The sequence below is a fragment of the Rhodoferax sp. GW821-FHT07G04 genome (genome assembly GCF_059418585.1).
The window spans coordinates 1,640,822-1,659,811 of sequence record NZ_JBWKQD010000002.1 but is presented as its reverse complement, the minus strand read 5'-3'; the positions used below and the strand labels follow the sequence as shown (position 1 = coordinate 1,659,811).

Sequence of the window (18,990 nt, the reverse complement as noted above, 5' to 3'; positions counted from 1 at the left end):
GTATGGGAACCCTCGGCTGCTACAAACAGACCGCGGTGTGAATCTCCTGGCTGCGCTGGAAGAACTTCGCCCAATCACAGGCATCCTTGTCCTGGTTGTCTTTGAGTGATCGGTCCGCACCAATCCGCAGCAAGGTGCGAACCGTGGCCGCATCGCCAAACTGTACGGCCGTTTGCAAGGCTGTCTGCTGCCGGTAGGCCGGGGTGCGCTCATTGATGTTGGCCCCTGCGCGGACGAGGGCATCCAAGGACCCCGCAGCGCTCTCATACGCGGCAATGTGCATGGGAGTCCAGCCGGTGGGGTCGTCGGTTGACGTGGTCGCGCCGGCCTGAATCAGACGCTGGACCGCGGCCGCTGCGTCCGTACGCAATGCCTGCGTCAGGGCGGTCACGACTTGCCCCTGCTCGTTGGTATGGCCGGTGTTGACATGGGCGTGGGCCGCCAGCAGCCGCTCGACCATGGCCACGTTGTTGGCCGCCGCCGCGTAGCCTAGGGCGGTGCGGCCCGCATCGTCCGGGCTATGTGCATCAGGGCTGGCACCTGCGGCCAGCAGCAGGGGCACGATGTCGAAGTTTTCGGTCTTGAGCGCTTCCAGCAACAGGTCGTCCGGCGCCTCTGATGCAGGCGCCTTGCCCGCACCCCAGCCCGCGCGTGCGGCGATAGCCTGCGCACGGTCGCGCAGCGATGCCCACACCCGGTTCAGCCGACCCCGCAGACCATCCGTTTGATTGAGCGCGCTTTGCAGGCGTTCGCCACACCCTGCGCGCACCATGTCAAGCGGGCTCGCAAGCCCGTTACACGGATCGCTGGCGGCACCAGCCTTGGCCAAGGCGCGGTGCAGATTGAGGTAGGGGCCATGCTCTGGGTAGACCGTGGAGCCACCCTTAGATCGGATCTGCAGCTTGAGGCGGACACCATCGACCTCCAAGGCCGCGGGCAGCGGCATGCGAATCTCCGTGCCGACCTGCTCCTGCGACAGGCTCCAGCGCGTGACCTCGCGCAGATTGGCGTTCACGGCGATCGGATTGCTGTTTGCGAGTGTAGAAAAGCTCTTGTCCCCGTCTTGCGAAAGCAGCAGGCTCACCGACTCCACTTCACACACGCGGCTGTCTGGCGCGCAAGCCCCCACGGGCTGAACGGCCAACGACTCGACCCGCACGACGAGCGTGCCGTTCACCACACGCGCTTTGCCGACCAAGCGACCGCGCAAAGCCCAATCGTTGACCAGGTAGTTGGTCACGCGAAGGTCAAACGCTTCGGTGTCGACCGCGGTGGAATAGGCACCGGCACCGAACAGGGCCTTGGCACGTGTCCAGAGGTTCAGATCAAAAAAGAACGATAGTTGCCCAGCAATGGCCAGAGCAAAGAGTCCAAAGGCCCATGGGGCCCACCGCCTGCGAACGGCGGCCACTTGCTCGGGTGTGTACGCGGGTTGCTTGTTGCCAATGCTGCCCACATCGTGCGCCACGAACTGCGCTTCGCCCACACGGGCCTTGCGTGTCTTGAGGTCGAAGGTCCACTCCAGCCCACCGGCTTTCAGCGTCAGTGTCACGCGGTAAGTCGTTTCGCGGTCCGATGCTGCTGTGCTCGGCATATCGCTGGGCAGTGTCACCTCGGCCTGAACGCGGTGGGCATCTATGCGCGTGGCGTCATAGTCCTGGCTCCAGATCACGCCAAACCCGGTTTGGTTGCGCGCGGACGACTCGATTTTGGCTTCGACCAGCCATGGGTCCGCGGCAATGGACCGGTCCACCTGAAACTTGGCAACAACCGGCACACCATGCGGCACCGGGTCTTGCGACAAGGCCATACTGGCACCGCCACCCTTCAGCCGCTGGCGCCACAGGTACACCGCTCCCCACGTCACCGCCACACCGGCCAATGCAAACAGAGCCTTGAACCAGAAGGGGATGTCGCTGTTGGGGACCATCAGCTTGAGCACGACCGCGTCCCATACGATAGAGAACAGGGTCAAAAACTCAGCGCCTTGCCCGGCGCGGGTGCGGGATTGTGATCGTTCGGATTTTTTCATGGTGTTGATGGCAAGTCCATCGGTAACTGCTTTGTGCGGAACCCGCGCGTCGTGCAACGACGCGATCTGGACTATTTGTATTTTTTGCCGTCGAATTTCACTACGCGGCTAATCACCCGCTTCTTGGCAGTGATGGTGTCGGGTACTTTTTCCATATTGCTATCGACGTTGATGGTTTCAACAATGCGCAGATCTGAGAAGCCATGGCTGCTCGTATTTGCTATCGATAAAGTCCTATTTCCGTATTCCCATACGTCATGCCCGGTTGCTTTGCCTATACACCCGCTAAGTGCGTTTTGAAATTGCATATTCATCGCGAAGACTGGATGCAAATTTTTTCCATTTTGAACAAACAGCGTCAGCTCGTCCCACGAGGCCCCCTCCGCGCAACTAGGTCCCTTTGCAGAATTGTGGAATCTCAATCCGAAAGCTCGTACATCCTTGGATAGTTGGTATCTTGCGGTGTCAAAGTGCAAGCTGCTCACGCCAACGGCTGTAACCGCATCTTCACCGATTACGCCTTGGTAGCTGCCGAGAATGCGCATCGTCTTTTCGTCGATGATTGCGACAACCAGCGATTTTTCGTACTCAACGCCTTTGTCGTAAGCAAATGCTGCTAGCGATCTGTCTTCCTTGTAAGGCCATGATTTGCATGATTCAGAAACAATCATGCCGTCTTCGTTTTGAGGCTTAAACCCCTTAATCTTTAGGAACCGCCCGACAATATCTCGCGCTTCTTGCGCGCACGCGTCTTCATTCCCGGCGCTGGCAGAGACGGGGAATGCGAAAAAGACACATGTCAATATGACCATGCATACAAAAGGGAGGATCTGAACGTCCAGTACGTCTTGGTGCAAATGCGATCGGATTGAAGTCATGTGGTTTCAATTATTTTTTAAACTTGACAGGTCAGAGACACCATTTGCAACTGGACTGCTATTCTGAATACTTGAAGCTCTGGTCAAAATATCCCAGCAATTGCCCGGGTTGTTCAACAGGTTCGGCGAACAGGTCAAAGTCTGAAAGAAGCACCTCTCTTCCTGGCACAAAATCGAAAGTTCTTTCGACTCGCTTCTTTCCGCTTTTTACTCTCAGTATGTCGTCCTTAAACCGGTCAGTTGAGGAAGGTGCTTGCACGCGAAAGTGTTTGACCTTCCCGCTCAAATAGTTGACGCTGGACCCGTACTTGTAAGAGACGTATTCTTCTGTGACGGTAGTCCCATCCTTGCCCCTTTTGGGTTCGAAACCGATGTCCTGGCTCTCCACCCCTACCAGGGTCAGTACACCACCTTTCGGCCGAAACTGATATTGCGAGAAGTAGTCGGAGCAGCAGCCTCCGCTGCCTCTCAGAGAAAAGTACGCGGATCCATTTCTTATATCTACCGACGTCTCATGCCACCTGGGGTGCCGCGGCCACCACTTGGAGGCAGCTTGAAGCTGATACCGTCCCGCACCACTCAATCTAAAAACAGCAATTGCAATTTCTCGGGCGAATTCATCCGACAGCAAAACTAAAAAATGCTTTGAACCATCGATATCTCCAACCGAAGATTCCTGGAGGACCCTGCCAGGAAAGGCCTCCCGAATGGCCGAGTCCTCCGGTTGTCCAGCGATGCACATTGAGGACGCAAGAATCAACCCAAGGACATAGAAGATTTTTGACATTGCCGTACTGTAGTGTTGAATGTTGGCGGGCATGCAAGTAGGCAAACTTCATAAGGCCTGACACATACTTCTATCGAAGATTTGCTAAGCGCTGTTTCAGTCGTACTGCGCTTCCCTCGCCACGGCCTCACTGGCCAGCGCGCACTGCAGTTCGCGCTGTTCAATGTCCAGCAGGGCTTGTTGGAATTCGCGGCGCCACAGTGTATCGGTGACGTGCATTCGGCAGATGTTCTTTGCCGCAGTGTTCTTGTCAAATGCGCCGGTAGACTTCTTCAAGTCTGCCAGCAGTGTGTCGGCGTTAGCCATGTGCCCGAGCTTGCGTTCGGCATCGATCAGCAACAGCGTCGCCCGGCGGTCCACAAAGGGCGGCGTCATGCTGGCAAACAACAAGTCTGTGAACCAACCGCCCGTCGGGTTGACGGCCGGCGCCTTGGCATCGCGCACGGCGCTGGCCTGGCGGCTTGCGCCTTCCCAATCGCCATTGAGCCGGGCCACCATCGCCAACACCAGATGGGCGTTGCGCAGACTTGGCACCCACGCGTGTTTGTCACCCTGGTTCGCGGCTATCTGCGTTTGGGCTACTTGCGCGGCCTCATCGAGTTTTCGGTGCGCAACCAGCATCCACGCAAGCTCCTCCTGGATCACCTGGTTGTCTATAGGCGTCTTGGGCGCCTGGGACAGGCCGGCTGCAGCCAAACGCATCGTACGCTCTGCGGCATCCGTCTGCCCCACGCGATCCAGCGTGCGGGCCAAGTTGCGCCGCGCATAGGCCAGGCGTTTATCGGTCGGCTCCAGGCTGGCTGCAAACCCTGCCACGATCTCCTGGCGCATGGCCAGCATCGCGGCTTGGTCGGTGGTGGGGGTGCGCTGTTCCAAAACCTCGGCCAGCAGGACCCAATCTTCCGCATCGGGCTGCATGGCCAGCCGTTGCCGCAAGATGCGTTCGGCTTCCGATTGCAAGCCGGCAATTTCTGCAGCCGCACTTCCGTCTTCGCTGCTGGACAGTCTGGTGGCCAGTGCCATGGCAGCGGCCACGCGTGCGCGGTCCTGCGGCTTCAGCACGCCCGCTTCGGCGTATTGCTGCCGGGCCAGCCGCAGCGCGTCGTCGCGGTCACCAGCTTCGTCGGCATCATCAATCGCGGTCTTGAAGGCAGCCTGGCGCTCTACCGGCCCCTGCACCGCGGCCAGTGTGGCTTCGCGCTGCGCGCGCAGAGCCTTTTGCTGCTGCGCCAGTTCGGCCGCACCAGGCCGAGAAGCCGGGTCGGTTTGCGCGGAAGGGTTGGGCGAAGAATCCGCCGAGCGGTGTGCACCAGCTCCCAGGCCCTGGCCAATCGCCCCTACAACCGCCCTGGGTGACACCACGGTCAGCGCCAGCAGCCCTGCCACCGGCACCAGCGCACACGCGATGTACACGGCCATGCCCGCACCGGCCTCTCTCCAGCTCGGCACACGCCCCACAAAGCGCGGCAGCAGGGAGCGCCCAACCGTCAGCTTGGTGTCGTAGCTCCAAGCTTGGAATGGGGCCTGGGCCAGGAAGTCAAACAACTGCTTGGCGACCGCCGAGAAGACTTCTCCATTTGCAGGCTCCGGCATCGGCGTCCGCAGCAGCAGGGCAGAGGCCTTGGCCACGCGGTAGTGCTGCGGTGCGCCCAACAGCGTGGCGATGCCAATGGCCCCCAGCACGTTGTCGCCGCTCGATAGGCCTGCCGCCAGCAGCAGGCCGGCGCTGCCCACCGCAAAAATGAAGCGCAGCCAGGGCAGACGCCCGACCAGCAACAGCTCCACCACGCGCCCGCCATCCAGCGGCAGCACCGGCAGCATATTGAGCGCATTGATGAAGAAGGTGGCAAGCACCCCGGTCATCAGCAGCGGATGCCATGGCGCGCTGCTGTGGTCGGGGCCCAAGGCCACCCAGGCGAACGCGGCCAGCGCCAGCAGCAAACCCGGTACCGGCCCCGCCAGGTAGACCGCCAGGTGCGTCATCGGGCGGGCCTCGTGCTTTTCGCCGCTGGTGGCGCCGCCCAAGCCCGGCACGAAGAAGACCTGTACATCGCGAAAACCGGCCAGCTTCATCGCCATCCAATGCCCGGCCTCATGCACCAGGATCACGGCCGCGACCACCAGCGCCCCAGCCAGCCCCCACCACCAAGAGCCCACGGCCAGAAACGCGGCAGCGGAGCAGACGAAGACCCCGCGCTTGAACCAGCGCGGCGCACGCAAGCCGCGCAGCGTGCACAACGTGCGCACAAAGCCCAGTCGTTCGGCCACGACGCGGGCCGCGCCAAAGTCGGGAAGCGGCGCCGGTGCGGCGGCGCCCGTTGCTGACTTCGCCTTCTTTTTCATCTGCAGCGCGGCTTGGCGCATACGCCATGCAGACTTCACCGCCGCCACGAAGCCAAAGCCATAGACCACATGGCCATGGCGCTCGCCGCGCCGGTAGACGATCTTCTCTTGCTCCATGCGCGGCAGCAACTGTTCGGCCATCTTCTGGGCAACAGCCGGCGCATCGGCCGGATCGATGCGCGCCGCCGTGAATGCCTGGCGCGCCTGCAAGTGCGCCGCGATATGGCCTACCAAATCCGCAGCATTGCCATCGGCGATGGTGACATGGCGCGGATAGGGCATCAGCGCGTGGACCATGTTGTTGACCGTCAGCAGCGCCGTGTCGTCGACAAAGGTATTCCACAAATAGACTTCGCAAATCTTGTGGGGTGTGGGCGGCGTGGCGAGATAGACCTCGGCATGGATATCTTCGCCAGCGTGGTGGTAGACATCGCAAAAGCTGTTGGGCATGCCGGCGATGGAAATGAGCGAGCGCACACGCCGGGTGTTCATGTAGCGAAAGCCCTGGCGTTCGAGTTCGGCCCGCGCGGTGTCGAGCACGGGCAGGGCGTCTTCCACGGCGTCGCGCTGGACAGGGGCCAGCAGCGGCGCCCACAGCGGCATCTTCACCAGACGGCTGGCCACGATGATCAGCATGATCACCTGACCCAGGACCATCAACCCCAAAAAGGCAACCCCAAGCCCCAGCATCGAACCCATTGCAACTCCCGGTTGATTTGAATTGGTTTGTGGGGCGTATTGTGAAGCTTAGTCTTGGGATTTCTGGCCGTCGGTTCCACAGGGCGCCAGATGGTCTCCAAAAACCCCAATATAGGTATATTTTGATGCTTTGCAGGAAGTTATTGGTAAAATTAGCCCCTAGCCCTCGTCGAATATGCCTATGCAGCTATATATTTGATAGCTACCACAAACCTGCCCTCCTGCTCACCGTCCCTTACCCATGCAAGCCCTGCTCCACGCCATTGCAGCCATAGACGCACTGCCCACTGACGCGCAGCGCCTGTTCCATGGCCGCGGCGGGCTGCACCCGGGCTGCGAGCACTTGGCGCTGGACTACTACCCGCCGGTCTGGGTGCTGACCAGCTTCCAGCCGCTGGGCGACGACACACTGGGCCTGCTGCATGCTGCGTTGGCCGAACACCAGAGCCGGTTGGCGCCGGGCCAGCCGCTGAACTGGGTCTACCAATGCCGCGCCGATGGCGAGGCCGAGACCCGCCTGATGGCCGGCGGCGTGCCCGAGCCCCACCACATCGTCACCGAGGGTGACGCGCGCTACCGCGTGCATGTGCTCAAGGGCCAGAACCATGGCCTGTTTCTGGACATGGCCGAGGGCCGGCGCTGGGTGCGCGCCCAGGTGGCGGCCCACCCCTGGCCCGCCAAGGTGCTGAACCTGTTTGCCTACACCTGCGCCTTCTCGGTGGTGGCGCTGCAGGCCGGCGCGCGGCAGGTGACCAATGTGGACATGAGCCGCGGCGCGCTGGCCACCGGGCAGCACAACCACCAGCTCAACGGCCTGACGGGTGGGTCCAGCTTTCTGGCCCACGACATCTTCAGCACTTGGGGCAAGATCACGCGCGGCGGCCCCTACGACCTCATCATCGTCGACCCGCCCAGCTACCAGAAGGGCAGCTTTGTCGCCACCAAGGACTACGCCCGCCTGATGCGCCGCCTGCCCGACCTGCTGGAGGCCGGCGGCCACGCCCTGCTGTGCCTGAACGCGCCCGAGCTGGGCATGGCCTTCCTGCAGGACCAGATGCACGAACTGGCTCCGCAGCTGCAGTTTGTGCAACGGCTGCAGAACCCCGCTGCGTTTGCCGATGTATCGGACGAGCGGGCGCTGAAGGTGCTGGTCTACAAAGGACCCGATTACGAACATGGCTAGCAAGACCAACCCCCAAGCGCCTGAGACGCTGGACGCCGGCGACTTCGACACCTGGCTGGCCGATATCCAGGCCTCGTTCCAGGATGGCCAGGGCACAGATGTGGCCTGCGGCAGTTGCCGGGGCTGCTGCAGCTCGTCGTACTTCGTCCACATCCAGCCGCACGACACGCTGGCCCAAGCCGCCATCCCCAAACACCTGCAGACCAGCGCGCCAGGCATGCCCCCCGGCCATGCGCTGATGGGCTATGACGCCAACGGTCACTGCCCCATGCTGAAGGCCGGCAACTGCAGTATTTACGCGCAGCGGCCCTCCACCTGCAAAGACTACGACTGCCGCATCTTCAGCGCCGCGGGTTTGAGCGCCGGCGGGCAGGACAAGGCCACCATCAATGCACGGGTTGCGGCCTGGCGCTTCCAGTACGCCAGTGATGCGTCGCGCCGCACGCACCAAGCTATCGAAGCCGCAGCCCGGTTTATTCGCGACAACGCCAAGGCGTTCCCGGGCGGGCGCGTGCCGCAGCAGCCCAGCGAATTGGCTGTTCTGGCGATCAAGGTGCACGGCGTGTTCCTGGCCGACGCCGACAAGACCCCCCGCGATGCCCGGCAGACGGCCCTGGCCGTGATCGCCGCCAGCCGCGCCTTTGAGGCCGCCGCACATACGCGCCCAGCCAAGACCGCGGCCGCCGCCATCAAGCCATCGCCATCACACTGAAGTGGGTTTCCAGCGCTTGAGCAACAGCGCATTGGCCATGACACTGACCGAGCTGAGCGCCATCGCCGCACCGGCCAACACCGGGTTCAGATAGCCCAGCGCCGCCAGCGGAATGCCGGCCACGTTGTAGGCAAAGGCCCAGAACAGGTTTTGGCGGATCTTGGCCACGGTGCGGTGGGAGATGTCCAGCGCGGCAGCCACCAGTGCCACGTCGCCGCGCATCAGCGTGATGCCGGCGGCATGCATGGCCACGTCGGTGCCGGTGCCCATGGCCATGCCGACATCGGCCGCGGCCAGCGCGGGCGCGTCGTTGACGCCGTCGCCCACCATGGCAACCGTGTGGGGGTGGCGTTTGCCCAGCACGGGCGCGTTGTGCAGCGGCCCGCCTCCGATAGCCATGGGGAAGGCCGGAACGGTGGAGTCTTTGTGGCGCGCCATGCGCCGCCGTTCCACGCCGTGGCCTTCCTTGAGCGCCACCATCCACGCGGCCTTGTCGCCCGGCAGCACCTCGGCCATGACCTCGCCATCGGCCGGGTGCAGGCCCAACTGGCGGGCCATGGCCTCGGCAGCGCCGCGGTTGTCGCCAGACACCATGACCGTCTTGATGCCGCGCGCGCGCAGTGCGGCCAGCGCTTCCTTCGCCCCGGGCTTGGGGGCATCGGCAAAGGCCATCAGGGCGCGCAGCACGTAGCGGGCCGGGCCGGATGATGGACCACCACCCACGCGCTGGGCCATGGCCGACACCGTGGCGCCCTGGGCCTGCAGCGCATCGGCCTGGGCTTGCAAGGCATCCAGCGAAACGCCCAGGTCTTTCATCCAGCGCAGGCTGCCGATGCAATAGCTTTGCTCGGCGAGCACGCCAGCGCTGCCTTTACCCGGCACGGCCTGCAGCGCGGTGGGGGCGGTGAGGGCGAGGCCTTTCTCGGTCGCGGCGGCCACCACGGCGCGGGCCAGCGGGTGCTCACTGCCGCTTTGCAGGCTGGCGGCCAAACGCAAGGCTTCGTCAGCACCATCGGTCGCAACGACAAATGCGCTCAGGCGCGGTTGGCCCAGCGTCAGCGTGCCGGTTTTGTCGAAGGCCACCACATTCACCTGGTGCGCCCGCTCCAAGGCCTGAGCATCCTTGATCAAGATACCGTGGCGGGCCGCGACACCGGTGCCAGCCATGATGGCGGCCGGTGTGGCCAGCCCCAACGCGCAAGGACAGGCGATGACCAGCACGGCCACCGCATGGATCACCGCAGTCTCCAACGGGTGGCCGGTGAACCACCAGCCCAGCAGCGTGATCAGGGCCAGCGCCAGCACCACGGGTACAAACACCGCGCTGACGCGGTCCACCAGGCGCTGGATCGGCGCCTTGGCAGCCTGGGCGTCTTCCACCAGGCGGGTGATGTGGGACAAAACGGTGTCTACTCCCACCGCCGTGACCTGCAGCACGACACGGCCCTCGCCATTGATGGAACCGCCGGTGAGCTTGGCACCCACCTCCTTATGCACCGGCAAGGGCTCGCCGGTCAGCATGGATTCGTCGACCTGGGTCTGGCCTTGCAGCAGCGTGCCGTCCACCGGAAAACGCTCACCGGGTTTGACGGCCAAGCGGTCGCCGACCAGTACGTCCAGCACTGGAACATCCACCTCGCCTTCGCGCCGCAGCAGGTGCGCGGTGTTCGGCTGCAGAGCATGCAGCGCGCGTATGGCCGATGTGGCCTGCCGCTTGGCCCGCGCCTCCAGCCATTTGCCCAACAGCACCAGCGTGATGACAATGGCCGAGCCTTCGAAATAGAGGTGCACCATGGCGCCCGGCGGCGCGCTGAACCACAGCCAGACCGACAACGCCCAGCCCGCCGTAGTGCCAATGGCCACCAGCAAGTCCATATTGCCGGTGCCGGCCTTCAACGCATGCCAACCAGCCCTGTAGAAGCGCGCGCCCAGTACAAACTGCACGGGAGTGGCCAACAGGCATTGCAGCCAGGCCGGCAGCATCCAATGCCAACCCAAGCCTTCGCCCAGCATGGGCAGGGCCAATGGCGCGCTCAGCAACAGGCCCACCAGCACGGGCGCGAAACCGGCCCAGGGAGAGCCTTGCTTCTCGCCTGCCTCCATCTGCTCGGGTGTGCGCGGCTCGTAGCCGGCGTCGCGCACGGCCCGCCGCAGGCGCGCGGGCATTTGCTGGTCGCCGCCCGTGTAGGCGACGCGGGCGGATTCAGTGGCCAGGTTGACGCTGGCGTCGGCCACGCCGGGGACTTTTTTCAGCGCGCGCTCGACCCGGGCCACGCAGGAGGCGCAGGTCATGCCGCCTATGCCGAGGTCCAGCGCAAGGGAAGGGGAGGGTGCTGCGGTGCTGTGTGAGGTGCTCATGGTTCCAAGGCTAGGGCTTCCCATCGCGGCAAGGTCAAGCAATGCCCTGGGCCCTGCAGGGGCTGCGCGTGGTGGCTTGACTTTGCCACCGTGGCAAGGTTCAGACTATGCTCTCCATTGTGTGGGCTTTTGCCCAAGGATGCCCTTTCTATGAACCAGATTTTTACCGTCACCGGCATGACCTGCGGCCACTGCGAAAAGGCCGTCACCCGCGCCGTGCAGCAAGTAGACCCCCAGGCCCAGGTCCAGATCGACCGCACGCAGAACCGCGTGCAGGTGGAATCCACCCAAAGCCGCGAGGCGCTGGCCCAGGCCATTGCCGAGGAAGGCTATGCCGTCGCGACCTGAGCTCACCTACCCGGTCAATATCGGCGAGGCGGCACGCCGCTCCGGTGTGTCAGCCAAGATGCTGCGCTACTACGAATCCCTGGGGATGCTGGGCCAGGTGCACCGCACGGACAGCGGCTACCGCCAGTACAGCGCCGGCGATGTGCACACGCTGCGCTTCATCAAGCGCAGCCGCGACCTGGGTTTTTCCATGGCCGAGGTGGCCGAACTGGTGGGCCTGTGGCAGGACCGCAGCAGGGCCAGTGCCAGTGTCAAGCAGATTGCCCAGCGCCATGTCGACGACCTGAGCACACGCATTGCCGCGATGCAGGCCATGCAGCGCACGCTGCAAGAGCTGCTGTGCCACTGCCATGGCGACGCCCGCCCGGACTGCCCCATTCTGGACGATCTGGCGGGTCAATCCCCCAACGACAGGCTATCCGGCAATGTGTAAAAGCTTGTTACCCCGGTCAGCGGCAGTCGGTTTGCGCCGTTAGAGGGTGACAAACCGCTACGTTTAGCGGTACGGGCCCAAGGCCCCGGAGAACGCTATGCACACTCCTCGTATTTTGTCCCTCGCTCTGATCGCAGGCAGCCTGGCCGGTCTGGCCCCGTTGGCCCATGCCGATGAGTTTCAAACCGTGGTGGGCGCCGGTGTCGGCGCAGTGACCGGTGCCGTTATCGGCAAGCAGATCGGCGGACGCAATGGTGCGGTTTTGGGCGCCGGTGCCGGTGGCCTGATCGGCGCCAGCATTGCCAGCCAGAACCGCTATGCCCCGCCTGTGGCCATGGCACCCGCTTACCCTGTGGCCGCCCCGGTGTATTACCCGCAACCCGTGGCGGTGTACCAGCAGCCCGTGCCACAGTACCGCGTGGTGCAGCCCGTGACCTATTACCCACCCGTGGTTTACGCGCCGCCCCCTCCCTACTGGGGACACCACCACCACCGTCACCACCACGGCTATTACGATTACCGCTATTGAGCCTGTTGTAACCCCTAGGTGGCCACCATCTCGCCGCCCAGGGCTTCGATCAGATCGGGTATCAGCTTCCTGAGTTCGCCGGTGGCGATGGCGACATCGGCGTCGAAGTTGTCATCCTTGCCATCCGCCGGACTGGTGGCAGCGCCTTCAAACACCGATTCCAGAAACGCCAGCTTCTTGAGCTGCAGGCCTTCGGTCAGCACAAAGGACACGCGGTCCGCCCAGGTCAGTGCCAAGCGGGTGGGCACCTTGCCCATGGCGATGTGCTGGCTGACCTCGTCGGTATCCAGCGCATGGCGGGTGTAGCGCACCACGGCACGGGATTCATCCGCCGCCTTGAGTTCGCATTCGCGGTCCACGCTGAAGGAGGGTGGCCCCTCCTTGGTGGACAACCAGCCCGACATCGCAGAGGCTGGTGAGGTCTGGGTGTTGACCAGTTGCACGACCAGACCGTCCACCACCTTGATCAACCAAGTCATCACTTCATCGGCCTTGGCCTGGCTGCCCGCATCGGTCAGCAAAAAGCCGCCCGCCGGATCCACCCAGACCTGCACGCTGGATTGCTTGCTGAAAGCCATGGGCAGCAGGGCCAGGCGCGCGTCTTCGCTGATCTCGCGCTTTTCCTTCTTGCCCGGCTTGCGGCCGGTTGTGGCCTCGATGTGGTCCAACTGGTCCTGCACCTTGCGCTTGACGACCGAGCCCGGCACCACCTTGACTTCCATCATCAGCTTGAGCAGCCACTGGCCGCCAATCACTTCGACCATGGGACCGTGGGCCTGGCCGCGCGGCTCGACCCAGCCCACCGATTTTTCCTGGGAAGCACCACACTCCACAAACTGCGCCTTGCCCAGCGCCTCGTCCAGCGCAGCCAACTCCGTGGGCCAGCCCGCCACCAGACGGTAAATCATCAAATTCTTGAACACGTGTTTGCCTTTAGCGATCTAGGAAATTTTGCAAAAGCTCGTATTGTCGGTGCAGCGGCCAAACCTGAAGACTTCGTGCTTCACGATAACTTTACAAAGCCTTATGCGCAGGCAATGCACCAGATACACGCCGGGCGCACACTGATGGCCATCTGATTGCAATTCCTGCGGCAGACACAACAAGAAAAGGACACTTTCCACCATGACATCCGGTTTCAAACCCCTCATCGTTGCTGGCTTGCTGGCCACTGCCAGCTTTGCCACTTTCGCCCAAACTACGCCGGCTCCAACACCCGACGCGCGTCCTCCCATGGTGGGCGCCAGCGCGCCCCACGGCGGCCGCATGGGTGGAGGCGGCATGCGCGGCCCCATGGACCCGGCCAAGATGGAAGCCATGGTGGCCAAGCGCCATGCCGAACTGAAGGCCAAGCTGAAGATCACCGCAGAGCAGGAGGGCGCCTGGACTGCCTTCACCACGGCAATGAAGCCCTCCGCCGGCTGGATGGACCCCAGCAAGCGCCCGGATCGCGCCGAGATGGACAAACTCACCACGCCCGAGCGCATCGACACGATGCGTGCCCTGCGTGCCCAGCACATGGCTGACATGAATGCCGCCATGGACAAGCGCGACGAAGCCACCAAGACCTTCTATGCCGCGCTCAATGCAGACCAAAAGAAGACTTTTGACGCCGAGCACGCCCGCATGGGCGCCCGCCATGGTGAACACCGCCACGGCGGCAGCGGTGGCGCAACCAAAGGTGGTGACAAGCCCGCCCCGGCTACCACCAAGTAATTCTTCAGCAGCGGAAGAAAATCAGGCCAGCAGGGTCTTGAACTCGCCGCTATCCAGCAATCGCTTCAGATCATCGGCGCCCCCGACCAGGGTGCCTTTGACAAACACCATGGGAATCGTGGGCCAGCCGGTCCACATCTTCAGCGCATTGCGCTGGCGCCATAGCTTGAAGTAGCTGCCGTACTCGATGTAGTGGTAGGCAATGCCGGCATCATCGAGCAACTTGCGCGCCTTCTTGGGGAAGGGGTTCATGCTCATACCCACAACCACCACGGCATGCTGGGCCACGGCTGCCTGCACCTCTTTGACAATGCCCTGTTGGTTGGCTGCTATCTTGTCGCGGATAGCAGGGTGGATGCGGGATTCATCCAGAACTGAACGTGGCATGGGCAGGGCCTCCAACAGGAGAGTAAAAGCGCCCATTATGGATGCGCAGGGTGTTTGAAGCACCCACCGCGGCTCGGGCCATCCCAGGGCGGCGTGGGGACTTTGGGGCTTTAACCGAACGGCCGTATGCCGATCAGGAGACCGTGCAACACAAAGGCAAACAGCGCCCAGGCCGCAATACCCACCACGACGGTCAGGGCCGTACCGGCCATTCTCCCCGCTGGGTATTGCGTTCCCGCAGCGCGGTCACGCTTGCGCGCGGCGATGAAGTTCAAAACGCCCCAGGCCAGAAAGGCCCCAAACAACAGCATATGGGCCACTGTGCCATTGGCCAGCAAGTGGCCTAGTGCCCAGGATTTGACAGCCAGAACCATGGGGTGGTGCACCCGGGCTTTGATGCTATTGCGCGGCACATAGGCGGCGGCCAGCAGGATGAAAGCAATCACCGTGAACAGAGACGCCGCATGGCGCATGCCCATGGGCGGGTTCCACAGCAGGACCGGGGTTTCGCGCGCGACGCCAAAACCATAGACGATGAGGCCAAAGCCCAGCACCGACAGCAACGAATACAGGCCTTTGTAGGTGCCTTCACCCATGCGCTGCAAGGTTTGCGTGCGCCAGCCGTCGGCAAAGATGCGCACCGAGTGCACGCCCAGGAAAATCAGCAGTCCGGTGATGAGATAAACCATGGCAGACAAGTATCCAAAAAGGGTTGAGGGTTTGCAGTGGAGCGTCAGGCGCCCAGCACGCGGTTCTTGCCCGCACGCTTGGCCAGGTACATGGCCTTGTCAGCGCGCTTGATGGCTTCGGCACCCGTCTCATCGGCCACCAGTTGGGCCACGCCAGCGCTGAAGGTGATCAGGATTTTTTCGTTGCCCGACAGGAAGAATTTCTTGGTCAGCTCGCGCTGCAGGCGGGTCATGGCCTCTATGCCCTTGTCCAGCGGCGTATCGGGCAACAAGATGACAAACTCTTCACCGCCGTAGCGGGCCAGCGTGTCCTGCGGACGCATGGACTCGCGGGCCACCTTGGCCAAATGGGCCAGGGCGCTGTCGCCCGTCGCATGGCCCAGGGTGTCGTTGAGTTTCTTGAAGTTGTCGATGTCCAGCAAGGCCATGCACAGTGGTGTGTCTTTGCGGCGCACACTGGATATCTCGCGTTCCACCGCTTCTTCCAAACCCTTGCGGTTGAGCGCGCCAGTCAAGGGGTCGTGGCGGGCCTGGGTGCTGACGCGGTCCAGTTCCTGGTGCAGCTTGGCCAGCTCGACTTCGGTCTGGGTGGCGCGGTCACGCATGACCTGCAATTCGTCGCCCGCGGTCTTGCTCTGGGTGGCCATGTTGCGGGTGGCGCTGACCACTTCCTTGAGCACCGGCGCAATCTCGGCCAGCGTCTTGGCCTGCTCGATCTGGCGGGCGTTTTCTTCCAGCTTTTCGTGGAAGGTACCGGTGGACTTGGCCATCTCGGACAGGCGGTCGATAAAGGCCGCCAACATGTCGCGCATTTCGTTTTGCGCCTGCAGGGCCCTCTCCTTGGCATCTTTTTGTTTGAAGATGACGTCTTTGAGTCGGCGCTCCACATCGTCCAGGCGCCGCAGCGTCAGCGGTGGTGTGGAGGCCTGCATCAAGGCATCCATCTGGCCCTGCAGCCATTGCTCGTCCAGACTCAGATCGGCAATGTTCTCAAACACCATGTGCAACAGCTTGAGCAGTGCACTCTTGATTTCGGCCTGGTCTTCGGCGACAAAAGACACGCGGTCGCTGTAGCTCAGCAGCATGCTCTTGAGCGCCAGGATATCTGCGGAGCCACCCTGGCGCAAGGCAGTGGTCAGCGTCTTGCTGAGCTCGCCAAAGCGTTCGTCCTCGGTACCCAGCGCAGGTTGGGTGTACTCGATCATGCGGCCCAACTGGCCCAGGAATTCAGCGGTCAGGGCCGGCGCACTGGCGTTCAGTCCGGTCTTGGGTGCGGCGGTGGGGGTGGCCGGTGCATCGTCGCCACCACCGTTCATGGGCACGAAACCGCCATAGGCCACCAAGGCGTTCTTGACACCCTCCCAATTCATGCGGTCGATGGCGTAGTCCAAGAGGCCACGCTGCTTTTGCTGGCCCGGCGTCTTGGTCGGCAAGGCCTTGGAAATGTCGCGCAGGATGTCGGCCGGAAAGTGTGGAATGACCGGCACACCGGCAATCTCGTTGTAGATGGCCAGGTAATTGGCCGGCGTAGGTGCCAGCTTTTGCAGCGTCAATTGCTTGAGCGTTTCACGCGCAATCTCAAACGACTTTTTTTCACTCATGGCACGACACCTGCTATGGAATAAATAGCTTATTGGCCTCTGTGGTCGAGACCTGAAATGCTATTTAAACACCAATCCAAGGCCAGGCCGTTTCAGCGGGGCTGGGCCGCCAGGAAAGCCTTGAACGCCTCCACGGTTTTGGGGGCATCCTCTTCATGGGGCACATGGCCCAGTGCGTCAAAGACGACGAGCTTGGACCCCGCAATGTCGGCCGCAAAGCGCTGGGCATTCGCTACCGGAATCAGCCTGTCCTTGGCACCCCACATGATCAAGGTCGGCACCTTCAAGCCTTTGATGCGCGCCTCGTCGCCGCTCAAACGCTGCTCCATGCGGTAGGCCAGGGCCTGGCGGTTGCCGGCGCGCAGCGTCAGCTCGTAGTACCGGTCGATCAGCTCGGGCGTGACCTTGCTGGGGTCACCGTACACATTGCGCACGCTGCTGATGATGACGCCGCGGGGCAACACATGCTCCATCACGCTGCGCAAACCTGGCATGCGCGCGATCTGGAAACCGATGGGAACCGACTCCGATGCAAAGGGGTAGCCCGCAGCATCCACCAATGCCAATGCGCTGACCCGCTGGGGCAGGGCCAGGGCCGTGGCCCAGGCGATCTGGCCACCCAGGGAATTACCGGCCAGCACGAATTGCTTGACGCCCAACTGGTCGACCACATGGGTGACAAAACGCACATAGGTGGCAATCGTGTAGTCGTTGTCCGGCTGCGGGCCGGTCAGGCCGAAGGCGGGCAGGTCGAAACGGATCACACGGCGCTGCGGAGTCAGGCCTTGCACCCAGCCATCCCAGGTGTGCAAACTGGCCGAGGTGCCGTGCAACAGCACGATGGGCATGGGGTCATCGCGTGGGCCTTCGTCGCGCAGATGGACCTGCATGCCATCCACCGTGATGAACTGCGATGGCGGCGGAGCCCAGCGCGCGCTCAGCGCCGACACCGGCCGGTCAGGCGCCCAGGTGGCCAGCACACCGGCCAACGCAAAAATGGCCACGGCCACCAACAGAACACCCAAGATACGGAGGATTAATTTCATGGGGGTGAACTCTACACCCCTGTTGGGTGCGGCTGTCAAAGCACAAAGCTGTGGATAGTTCTGGCATAAGCCAGGACTTATCCACAGCATGGAAAGGAAATCAGAAGTTGTTCATGCTTCGGGTACAGATACGAAGCAGAGTCGCGCACAGGGGTTGAGGCTTTGTAAGTGTTTGATTCAAAACAAGAAATAGGCCTTGTGCACACAAATGGCCAAAGCTTACCTACTACTACTATCTTTAAAATAAGAATTTAAGAGATAGGACTGAACAAGTCGGCACTGAAAAAATGAAGTTTTCCAAGGCTGGTGTCGCCCTTTGGATTACTGCAGAAAAGAAGCTGGTGTGCGGGCCGTTTTAAGCCCGTCTATCAAGTAAGATTCGCCGACTTCGGGTTTCCCGAGGAAGTTTTCACCTGAGCTTGCAGTCCTCTTTCTTTTTCATGTCCCCTCCTTCCGCAGGTCACAGTGCCGGGCAAGCGCCTGCATCCTTCGAAATCAAGAGTGCACAACTGCCTTTGGTGGCCTTGCTGTTGAAGTCCAACGATGCGGAACTGCTGGCGGCCGATGTGCTGCGCCAGTTCGGGCCGGACGGTGAGAGCCCTGGCTTCTTCGAGCACGACGCGCTGGTCGTCGATTTCTCGCAACTGGATCCCGAGCAGGCCCTGTTTGACCTGGTGCCCCTGCTCAAGGTGTTGCGAACCTGCGGCCTGGTGCCGGTGGCCGCACGCGGCGGCAGTGCGCAAGTGATGGCTGCAGCATTGGCCGTGGGCTTGGTGGAGGCACCGCAAGAGGTGCACCGCAGCCGGCCGCCGGTGGCCGAACCGGCTGTGGAGCCGGTTCGGGAAGTGGTCCATGAGGTCGTGCACGAAGTGGTACGCGAGGTACCCGTACCGGGGCCGTCCACGATGGTCGTGGAGAAGCCGCTGCGTTCAGGCCAGAAGGTGTATGCCCGCGGCTGCGATCTGGTCGTGTTGGCCATGGTCAACCCAGGGGCCGAGGTGGTTGCCGATGGCAATATCCATGTTTACGCACCGCTGCGGGGCAAGGCCATGGCCGGTGCACGGGGTGACACCCATGCACGCATTTTCTCGGTGTGCCTGGAGCCCGAACTGATTTCGATCGCCGGTGTGTACCGCACCAGCGAAAACCCCCTGGCACCGAATGTGCAAGGCAAGGCCGCACAGGTGCGGCTGCAGAGCAGCGATGACGGCCAGGACAAATTGATCATTGAAGCCTTGAACAGCTGAAT

At 62.5% G+C, this 18,990-nt stretch carries 17 protein-coding genes; 7 read left to right on the top strand and 10 right to left on the bottom strand.

The window, feature by feature from the left end; translation table 11 throughout:
- Positions 1–19 precede the first annotated feature (19 nt).
- From AC07OO_RS16930 to AC07OO_RS16915, 4 genes are all read right to left on the bottom strand, one after another.
- Positions 20–2,032, bottom strand: a complete 2,013-nt coding sequence (locus AC07OO_RS16930) for an ankyrin repeat domain-containing protein (RefSeq protein ID WP_495083254.1) — start codon at positions 2,030–2,032, stop codon at positions 20–22.
- Between the two features lie 71 nt (positions 2,033–2,103).
- Entirely contained in the window at positions 2,104–2,844 is a 741-nt protein-coding gene (locus tag AC07OO_RS16925; protein ID WP_495083253.1) for a PA3715 family protein, read from the bottom strand.
- Between the two features lie 124 nt (positions 2,845–2,968).
- Entirely contained in the window at positions 2,969–3,730 is a 762-nt protein-coding gene (locus AC07OO_RS16920; protein WP_495083252.1) for a hypothetical protein, read from the bottom strand.
- Between the two features lie 63 nt (positions 3,731–3,793).
- Entirely contained in the window at positions 3,794–6,739 is a 2,946-nt protein-coding gene (locus AC07OO_RS16915) for a hypothetical protein (protein ID WP_495083251.1), read from the bottom strand.
- Between the two features lie 241 nt (positions 6,740–6,980).
- On the opposite strand from AC07OO_RS16915, the gene AC07OO_RS16910 reads away from it, so the two are divergent.
- The gene (locus AC07OO_RS16910) at positions 6,981–7,922 is read left to right on the top strand and encodes a class I SAM-dependent methyltransferase (protein WP_495083250.1); all 942 of its coding nucleotides are present in this window, start codon (positions 6,981–6,983) and stop codon (positions 7,920–7,922) included.
- Positions 7,915–8,634: a YkgJ family cysteine cluster protein gene (locus tag AC07OO_RS16905; RefSeq protein ID WP_495083249.1), complete on the top strand. Its 720-nt coding sequence runs from the start codon at positions 7,915–7,917 to the stop codon at positions 8,632–8,634. Before AC07OO_RS16910 ends, AC07OO_RS16905 begins: the two co-directional genes overlap by 8 nt.
- Here AC07OO_RS16905 and AC07OO_RS16900 read toward each other — a convergent pair.
- Positions 8,626–11,016: a heavy metal translocating P-type ATPase gene (locus AC07OO_RS16900; RefSeq protein ID WP_495083248.1), complete on the bottom strand. Its 2,391-nt coding sequence runs from the start codon at positions 11,014–11,016 to the stop codon at positions 8,626–8,628. The genes AC07OO_RS16905 and AC07OO_RS16900 overlap by 9 nt on opposite strands.
- A 126-nt stretch (positions 11,017–11,142) precedes the next feature.
- Between AC07OO_RS16900 and AC07OO_RS16895 the strand changes: the two genes are divergently transcribed.
- The 3 genes from AC07OO_RS16895 (at position 11,143) to AC07OO_RS16885 (ending at position 12,302) form a co-directional block, all read left to right on the top strand.
- On the top strand, positions 11,143–11,340 hold the full coding sequence (locus AC07OO_RS16895; protein ID WP_495083247.1) for a heavy-metal-associated domain-containing protein: 198 nt from the start codon (positions 11,143–11,145) through the stop codon (positions 11,338–11,340).
- The gene (cueR, locus tag AC07OO_RS16890; protein WP_495083246.1) at positions 11,324–11,773 is read left to right on the top strand and encodes a Cu(I)-responsive transcriptional regulator; all 450 of its coding nucleotides are present in this window, start codon (positions 11,324–11,326) and stop codon (positions 11,771–11,773) included. The genes AC07OO_RS16895 and cueR overlap by 17 nt, the downstream gene beginning before the upstream one ends.
- Before the next feature lie 97 nt (positions 11,774–11,870).
- Positions 11,871–12,302: a YMGG-like glycine zipper-containing protein gene (locus AC07OO_RS16885; RefSeq protein ID WP_495083245.1), complete on the top strand. Its 432-nt coding sequence runs from the start codon at positions 11,871–11,873 to the stop codon at positions 12,300–12,302.
- Positions 12,303–12,316: 14 nt separating this feature from the next.
- Here AC07OO_RS16885 and AC07OO_RS16880 read toward each other — a convergent pair whose 3' ends face one another.
- Positions 12,317–13,225: a recombination-associated protein RdgC gene (locus tag AC07OO_RS16880; protein ID WP_495083244.1), complete on the bottom strand. Its 909-nt coding sequence runs from the start codon at positions 13,223–13,225 to the stop codon at positions 12,317–12,319.
- A gap of 202 nt (positions 13,226–13,427) precedes the next feature.
- Here AC07OO_RS16880 and AC07OO_RS16875 point away from each other — a divergent pair, with 202 nt between their 5' ends.
- The gene (locus AC07OO_RS16875; protein ID WP_495083243.1) at positions 13,428–14,018 is read left to right on the top strand and encodes a Spy/CpxP family protein refolding chaperone; all 591 of its coding nucleotides are present in this window, start codon (positions 13,428–13,430) and stop codon (positions 14,016–14,018) included.
- Positions 14,019–14,039: 21 nt separating this feature from the next.
- On the opposite strand, the gene AC07OO_RS16870 is transcribed toward AC07OO_RS16875, so the two are convergent.
- The 4 genes from AC07OO_RS16870 to AC07OO_RS16855 form a co-directional block, all read right to left on the bottom strand.
- The gene (locus AC07OO_RS16870) at positions 14,040–14,405 is read right to left on the bottom strand and encodes a glutaredoxin (RefSeq protein WP_495083242.1); all 366 of its coding nucleotides are present in this window, start codon (positions 14,403–14,405) and stop codon (positions 14,040–14,042) included.
- Between the two features lie 110 nt (positions 14,406–14,515).
- A complete protein-coding gene (locus tag AC07OO_RS16865) occupies positions 14,516–15,094 on the bottom strand; it encodes an NnrU family protein (protein ID WP_495083241.1) in 579 nt (192 codons plus the stop codon).
- A gap of 44 nt (positions 15,095–15,138) precedes the next feature.
- Complete coding sequence (locus tag AC07OO_RS16860; protein WP_495083240.1) at positions 15,139–16,695, bottom strand: sensor domain-containing diguanylate cyclase; 1,557 nt, start codon at positions 16,693–16,695, stop codon at positions 15,139–15,141.
- A gap of 92 nt (positions 16,696–16,787) precedes the next feature.
- On the bottom strand, positions 16,788–17,741 hold the full coding sequence (locus AC07OO_RS16855) for an alpha/beta fold hydrolase (RefSeq protein WP_495083239.1): 954 nt from the start codon (positions 17,739–17,741) through the stop codon (positions 16,788–16,790).
- A 440-nt stretch (positions 17,742–18,181) separates the two neighbouring features.
- Here AC07OO_RS16855 and minC point away from each other — a divergent pair, with 440 nt between their 5' ends.
- Positions 18,182–18,988, top strand: coding sequence for a septum site-determining protein MinC (gene minC / locus AC07OO_RS16850; protein ID WP_495083238.1), 807 nt, complete (start codon positions 18,182–18,184; stop codon positions 18,986–18,988).
- Positions 18,989–18,990 lie beyond the last annotated feature (2 nt).